Annotated in this window: 1 protein-coding gene; it reads right to left on the reverse strand. The window is 44.7% G+C overall.

Translation table 11 applies throughout. The features are described from left to right. Window positions 1-2,112: non-ribosomal peptide synthetase (locus BLU58_RS15880; protein WP_143123826.1), on the reverse strand; the 2,112-nt coding region annotated here is incomplete at both ends.

A 2,112-nucleotide genomic window follows, 5' to 3' on the forward strand; every position in this document is an offset into this window, starting at 1 on the left:
GGATTTTGACTTGATGATCGATTCGCCCCATAAACTCCAGATTCCCATCTGGAAGATATCTTACAAGGTCCCCTGTCCGATATAAGCGTTCTCCTACTTTAAATGGATGCGGAACGAAACGCTCCTCAGTCAATTCCGGCCGGTTTAGATATCCACGCGCTAGTCCTGCTCCTCCGATGTACAGCTCCCCGGCCACTCCAATTGGGACGATCTGTTCATGTTGATCGAGTACAAATACTTCTACATTCGCAATCGGACGCCCAATATGCGGGCTATCGTTGCCGTTAAACTCATGGGCTGTTGCACAAACAGTTCCTTCTGTAGGTCCGTATGCATTAATAAATGTGCAATCACGAGCCCATCGTTCAACCAACTCTTTTGTACAAGCAGAACCTGCAGAGACCACTACTTTCAAATCTGTAAACAATGATTTATCCAAGGCACTCAATATAGGCGGAGGTAAAGTTGCATGCGTAATAGAATTGTCTTGTAACAATCGAATCATTGACTGTCCAGGTATCATATCTTCTTGATTACCTAAATATAAAGTGGCCCCTGATATGAAGGTAGCAAATATCTCGAATACAGAAGCATCAAATGATAGAGAAGCAAACTGAATCACTCGACTTGCTGGGTTCAAATTTAATAAGTCAATTTGGGCATGTACCAGATTACATACTCCTCTATGCTCTACCATAACGCCTTTCGGGTTCCCAGTAGAACCGGATGTGTAGATGACATACACTACGTTCTCTGCTGTCACTCCGCTTACTGGAGAAAGAGTACTCTCTTGTACAATCATTTCTTGATCTCGATCTAAGCAAACCGCTTGAATCTCTTCTGGAAGCCAGCTTGATTCTAGTAAACTCTCCTGCGTTACAACCAACTGAATCCCTGCATCCGCTAAAATATACTGCAGTCGTTGCTCCGGATAGGTTGGATCAAGAGGAACATAGGCCCCTCCAGCTTTCAAGATCCCCAAGAGTCCGATCATCATCTCGGGAGAACGTTCGACACATAATCCAACCAGTGACTCAGGTCCCACTCCGCGTTTCTGTAGATAGTGAGCCAATTGATTCGCCTGTTCATTTAACTCTCGATAGGTCAGCTGTCTATCTTCATACACCACAGCGACGGCTTCTGGTGTACGTAAAACCTGCTCTTCAAACCGTTCATGAATCGTGCCCTCATATGGATACTCTACTTGCGTATCGTCCCATTCTTCTAGTAACTGTTTCTGCTCCTCTTTCGACATCAGGGTTAACCCTGATAGCGGTGCATCTGGATGATGTACGATTTCGTTCAACCAGTTTTCAAAGTGTCCGGTCATCCGTTCAATCGTAGAAGGGTCGAATAGATCGGTATTATATTCAAAGGCAAGGAACAATCCTTCTTCCGAATCTGCCATCGATAGCGTTAAATCAAATTTCGCGATCGAGGTATGAATCTCAACCATTTCCAAGCTTCTTCCCACAAGCTCACGTTGTTTCCTAGGAGTATCTTGCATGGTAAACATCGTTTGGAAGATCGGAGAATGACTCGTACTCCGTTCGGTCTGCACGACTTCTACGATTTTTTCAAACGGAACATCTTGATACTCATGAGCCCGTAACGCTTTTTCACGCACTTGAGACAACAGCTCTTGGAAGGTCGGATTTCCTGTCATATCAGCCCGGTATACCAGTGTATTTACAAAGAAACCAATCAATCCTTCAATCTCTCTGTAATTCCGGTTGGCAATCGGACTTCCCACCAGAATATCTTCCTGTCCAGTATAACGAGATAAAAAGCTCTGATACGCCGTAAGCAGGGTCATGAAAAGGGTCGAACCTTCTTGACGACTCATCTCTTTTAGTTTCTCTCGTAATGGGCGTGATAAGAGAACTTGGTGCATCTTACCTCGATTGGTTTGAACCGCTGGACGAGGGCGATCTGTTGGTAATTGTAGGATCGGTAAATCACCTGACAGTTCGTCTTTCCAGTACTGGAGTTGTTGCTCCAACACGTCTTCTTTCAACCACTCTCTTTGCCACTGGGCAAAGTCTGCATATTGTACAGGAAGAGGACTTAATTCTGCTGGTGTCCCACTAATATCTTCTTCATAGAGAGCCA

The organism is Thermoactinomyces sp. DSM 45892 (assembly GCF_900107305.1).
Taxonomy (GTDB): domain Bacteria; phylum Bacillota; class Bacilli; order Thermoactinomycetales; family Thermoactinomycetaceae; genus Baia.